This is a genomic window from Dethiosulfatibacter sp., assembly GCF_983023055.1.
In genome coordinates, this window is sequence record NZ_CEZJXU010000159.1 from 1 (window position 1) to 5096 (window position 5096).

A 5096-nucleotide genomic window follows, 5' to 3' on the forward strand; every position below is an offset into this window, starting at 1 on the left:
GATTTATGGACCTGCCTTCAGAAAGTCTTATGAAATCCTTGTAGAGAAAGGATATGCAGAAGAAAAAGTCTGGACTGACGAGGAGATAGCCAGATGGCTTGGCTTTACCAAGGAAGAGATGTGGAAAGATTTCATGCCTGACCTTGATGATGAAATAAGGAATGAGGCTGGGAGCATCATAGGCAAGGAGATGAGCAGTCTCCTAGCTGGAGGCGAGGGCGTTTTATACGAGGGATCTATTGAAGTCTTGATGGAACTTAAAAAAAGAGGATATACCCTTGTGTTTCTAAGTAACTGCAGCATTGTATACAGGGACAGGGTAAAGGATATTTTTAATCTCAATAGGTTTTTCAATCATATCTATTCGTCAGAAGAGTTTGGTTTTATTCCAAAGTATGAAATATTCAAAAAAATCAAAGACTCCCTACGGCCGAAATTTGCTATGGTGGGAGACAGGCACAAGGATATGGAAGTTGGAATTGAGAATGACGTCTTTACAATAGGGTGTCTTTACGGATATGGAAGCAGGGAAGAGCTTAAGGATGCGGATATGTTAATAAATGACATATCAGAGCTTCTTAATATTTTTAAATAGTAAGTATTTAAATAAATCCTTATTCCTATATTTTTGATAAATTAATTAGAAGTTAAATTAAATGAAGGTGATTGTTCTCACGGTTTAAACATGGGAACAATCACCTTTTGAAATTTTTATACGGTTTTATTCTTTGCAAGATTGAAATATTAAGGATATAATAAATTACAAAACTATGCGGAAAGCCCACTCTTTCAGGGGTGGGATGGATAGCGATGTCATAAGAATAAAATAAGTGTATATATATAACGTAAACGTACACTTGTGTGTTATAATATATGCATGGATAATATTTATAGAACAACAAAAACAACCGTATCATTAATCAACTATCACTTTGTATTTTGCCCAAGGTATCGGAGAAAAATATTTTTGATTCCGAAGGTAGAGAAACGCTTTAAGCAAATGGTATATCATATCTGCAAAGAAATTAAGATTGAGATTATTGCAATCGAATGCGATAAAGATCATGCCCATCTATTTTTAAATTGTTTGCCGACATTTGGCCCTTCTGATATTATGCAAAAAATCAAAGGTGGAACAAGTAAAATTTTAAGAGACGAATTTAAGGAACTCAGCAAAATGCCAAGCCTTTGGACTCGAAGTTATTTTGTGTCAACGGCCGGCAATGTATCGAGCGAAACCATTAAGCAATACGTAGAGGGCCAGAAAAACAGGTATTAGGCTGGAGGTGAAAAAACTGTCGAATTTTGTGTTAACACTAAAACTGGATACGCAGAAATATCAGGAGGATCTCTTAGATAAACGATTAAATATTGGCAGACAAATATACAATGCCTGCCTGGGAGAATCTTTTAAGCGTTATAGCCATATGAAAGAATCAAAACAATATAAGAGAGTTTCAAAAATGCCTAAAGGTTCGGAGCGAAACAAGGCGTATAATGAACTGAATAAAGCCTACGGGCTGACAGAGTACTCTCTTCACACCTATGTCAAACCAATGCAAAAACATTTTAAAAAGAATGTAGACAGTTTCACAGCTCAAAAGATTGCCACCAGATGCTTCGGAGCCTTTAAAAAAATAATGCTGCATCAGTCTAATAGGGTTTATTTCAAAAGATTTGGGGAACTGAACAGTTTAGAAGGAAAATCCAACAATACAGGAATCAGATTTAAGGACAATGCCTTGATTTGTAATAAACTGATCATACCGGTCAATGTGAAAGATAATGATACTTATGCTCAAATGGCACTTGATAACAAAATCAAGTACTGTAGAATTGTTAGAAGGTTTTATAAGGATAAACATAAATACTACATACAACTGATTTTAGAGGGTACTCCTCCTGTAAAAATAGACCTTAAAACAGGTGAAAGCAAAAGAGTTTACGGTATAGTCAATGTGGGATTGGATATAGGTACCCAAACAATTGCAATAGCCAGTGAATCTGAGGTTAAATTACTGGAGCTGGCTCCTGAAGTCGATGATATCGAAAAAGAAAAAAAGGTATTGCTTCGAAAATTGGATCGACAGCGCAGAGCCAACAACCCGGGGAACTATAATGATGATAGAACCATTAAAAAGCAGGGCAATAAAAAAGTTGTATGGATTAATTCCTGCAGGTATAAAAGGACTCCGAATCAACTTAAGGAGATTCAGCGCAAACAAGCTGACATACGAAAACAATCGCATAATGAGTTGGCAAACCACATATTGAGCCTTGGAAGCAGGATAACCGTAGAAACTATGAATTATAAAGGGCTTCAGGCAAAGGCAAAAGAAACAACAATCAATGAAAAGACCGGACGATTCAATAGAAAGAAGAGATTTGGTAAAAGCTTAGCAAATAAAGCCCCGAGTATGTTCTTGACGATACTCGATAACAAACTTAAATATAACGGTCAAATACTGTTAAAGATAGACACTTATAAGGTCAAAGCAAGTCAATACAGCCATATGGACGATGGGTATACAAAAAAAGCCTTATCTGAAAGATGGAATCATTTCAAAGGTTTTAAGATACAAAGAGATATGTACAGTGCTTTTCTTATAATGAACGTCAAAGACAATCTCAAAGAAATCGATCGACAGTCCTGTTTTGAAGGATTTGATCATTTCAAAAATTTGCATGATAAAGAAGTTGCTAATATTAAAAATAATAACAATAGATTAATCTGCAGTATGGGAAGATAAACAGAATAACAGGTTTAGACATGAGCCTGGTGCTATCGCCAAAGTAATCCGTCGGGATATGCTTTGATAGTTGAAGTCTTAGAGAGAGTAATTAGTTTCTGTATGTTGTAGGTTGCTTTAAATAAAGTAATTGAGAGTACAGAAGAAGTTATATATCTAAGAACCCCATTCCTTTAGGTGTGGGAGTGTCAGAGAATGTTTACATAGAGGATTGATGTATATGAAGACTAAGTATATTAAGCAGATAATAATAATAGCATTAGTAGATGTAATTGCATCACTTTTCTATCTTGATATTCCTGTTGAGGGATTCAGGATAACCTTTGCAGTGGTATTCTATCCCTTACTTTTAAGCCTTTATCACGAGGTTAATCCTGTTGTTGCACTGGTATTTGCTGGAATAGCAGAGATTCTTTCCAGAAGCGTACTAATATCAATGATGACGGGTGATTTTACAACTGCCTTGATGAGCAGTTATCAAGAAATACCATTTTATTTTATGTATGGACTTATTTTCTATATACTTTATACAAAAAGCAGTGGAAGGATGTCTGTTATTAAAAGTTTTTTTATTTTTTTCATATGTGACTTCGTAGGTAATCTTAGCGAATTCATTATGAGGATATTGACTCTGCCTGGAACACAAAAGCCCGAAACTGTCAAATATATAGTAATTGCGGCGCTATTCAGAGCCGCAATTGCAGTTGCAGTAATAAAAATTTTAAGACATTTTGAGATTCTTGCCATGAGGGAAGAACATGAGGACAGCAATAAGAATCTCGTGTCCATAGCGACAGACCTTAAAGCTGAAACCTATTTTCTAGATATGAACCTTAACTATATTGAAAATGTAATGAATGACGCCTACAACCTCTATGGTGAAATATCCAAGGTGGATATAGACAAGTCTCTGAAGAATCTGTCTCTTTCCATAGCAAAAGATGTCCATGAAATCAAGAAGGATTATTTACGAGTAATTAGAGGAATAGATGAAATAATGGACAGGAAGCTTAAAACCAAGAAGATGAAAATGAAGGATGTATTTGAAATTCTTAGGGAAAGCACTGAAAGGATTCTAAAACATACTAACAGAGACATAGATATTATATTTGATATTGAGGATGATTATTTAATAGAAGAACATTTTTCCTTCATGTCCGTTTTCAGAAACCTTATAAACAATGCAATTGAGGCTGTTGAAAAAAAAGAAGGAAAAGGCTTTGTGGAAGTCAGACAGTTTACGGAAAAAGGAAATGACGTGTTTACAATAAAGGACAACGGTACAGGAATCAAGGAGAAAAATCTTGAGTATATATTTGCTCCAAGATTTTCAACAAAATTCAATGAAAATACGGGAAGCATTAGCAGGGGAATAGGTCTTTCTCTCGTAAAGTCAGTAGTTGAAAACAAGTTCGGCGGAGAGATAACTGTGGAATCTGAATACGGAATTGGAACTATTTTTAAGATTTCCATACCGAAGGGCAAATTGGGAGGTTAATATGCTGAGAATATATATAGTAGACGATGATATATCTGCAATTAAAGTTTTGGAAAACATTATTGAGGACAATGATTTGGGTGATGTAATAGGGTTTTCGCTGGGTGGAGAAGAGGCAGTTGATAAAATATTATCAAAGGAGCCGGATATTGTCCTTATAGACCTTTTGATGCCTGAAAAGGATGGAATAGAAATGGTCAATGATATAAGGAAGCAAAATGAAACCATCAAGTTTATAATGATTTCCCATGTAAATACGAAAAACATGATAAGTAGTGCCTATAAATCTGGAATAGAGTTTTTTATAAACAAGCCAATCAATAATATCGAAGTGAAGATAGTAATGGAAAAGATAGCTGAAAAAATCAACATGGAAAAAATCTTTTCACAGATAAGCAACGTAGTGGTTAAGAAGGAAAAGTTTGCAGCAAGGAAAGAGGATGAAGATCCTGTTACTGACATCATCACAAGCATAAGAAGGGTCCTAAACAAGCTTGGCATCCTTGGGGAAAAAGGTGGAGAGGATATTTTGAGAATCTGCAGGTATCTTGTGGAAAAAAAGAGTTCCATATATGATTATAAGTTTAAGGAACTTTGCAGCAAACTAACAGACGATAATCCAAAATCAATGGAGCAGAGGATCAGGCGCGCCGTGAACATGGGTCTGAATAACCTTGCGAACATTGGAATTGAAGATTATATGAATATTACATTTTCCAGATATTCCAATTCTCTTTACAATTTTCATGATGTAAAGGCACAGATGGACTATTTGAGGGGAAATAGAATGTCTGGAGGAAAGATAAACGTCAAAAAATTCATAGACAACCTTATGGCCAACCAGGAGC

General features: G+C 35.2%; 5 protein-coding genes. All 5 read left to right on the top strand.

The genetic code is table 11. From position 1 onward, the window contains the following. On the top strand, positions 1–595 hold a 595-nt coding region (locus AC3AX0_RS06880; RefSeq protein WP_487549568.1), incomplete at its 5' end, for an HAD family hydrolase. Positions 596–877: 282 nt separating this feature from the next. Continuing rightward, positions 878–1279, top strand: coding sequence for an IS200/IS605 family transposase (tnpA, locus tag AC3AX0_RS06885; RefSeq protein WP_487549569.1), 402 nt, complete (start codon positions 878–880; stop codon positions 1277–1279). 16 nt (positions 1280–1295) lie between these two features. Further along, positions 1296–2750, top strand: coding sequence for an RNA-guided endonuclease TnpB family protein (locus AC3AX0_RS06890; protein ID WP_487549572.1), 1455 nt, complete (start codon positions 1296–1298; stop codon positions 2748–2750). 220 nt (positions 2751–2970) lie between these two features. Beyond that, positions 2971–4248: a sensor histidine kinase gene (locus AC3AX0_RS06895; RefSeq protein WP_487549570.1), complete on the top strand. Its 1278-nt coding sequence runs from the start codon at positions 2971–2973 to the stop codon at positions 4246–4248. A 1-nt stretch (position 4249) separates the two neighbouring features. Beyond that, a partial coding sequence (locus tag AC3AX0_RS06900; protein WP_487549571.1) for a DNA-binding domain-containing protein occupies positions 4250–5096 on the top strand: 847 nt, incomplete at its 3' end.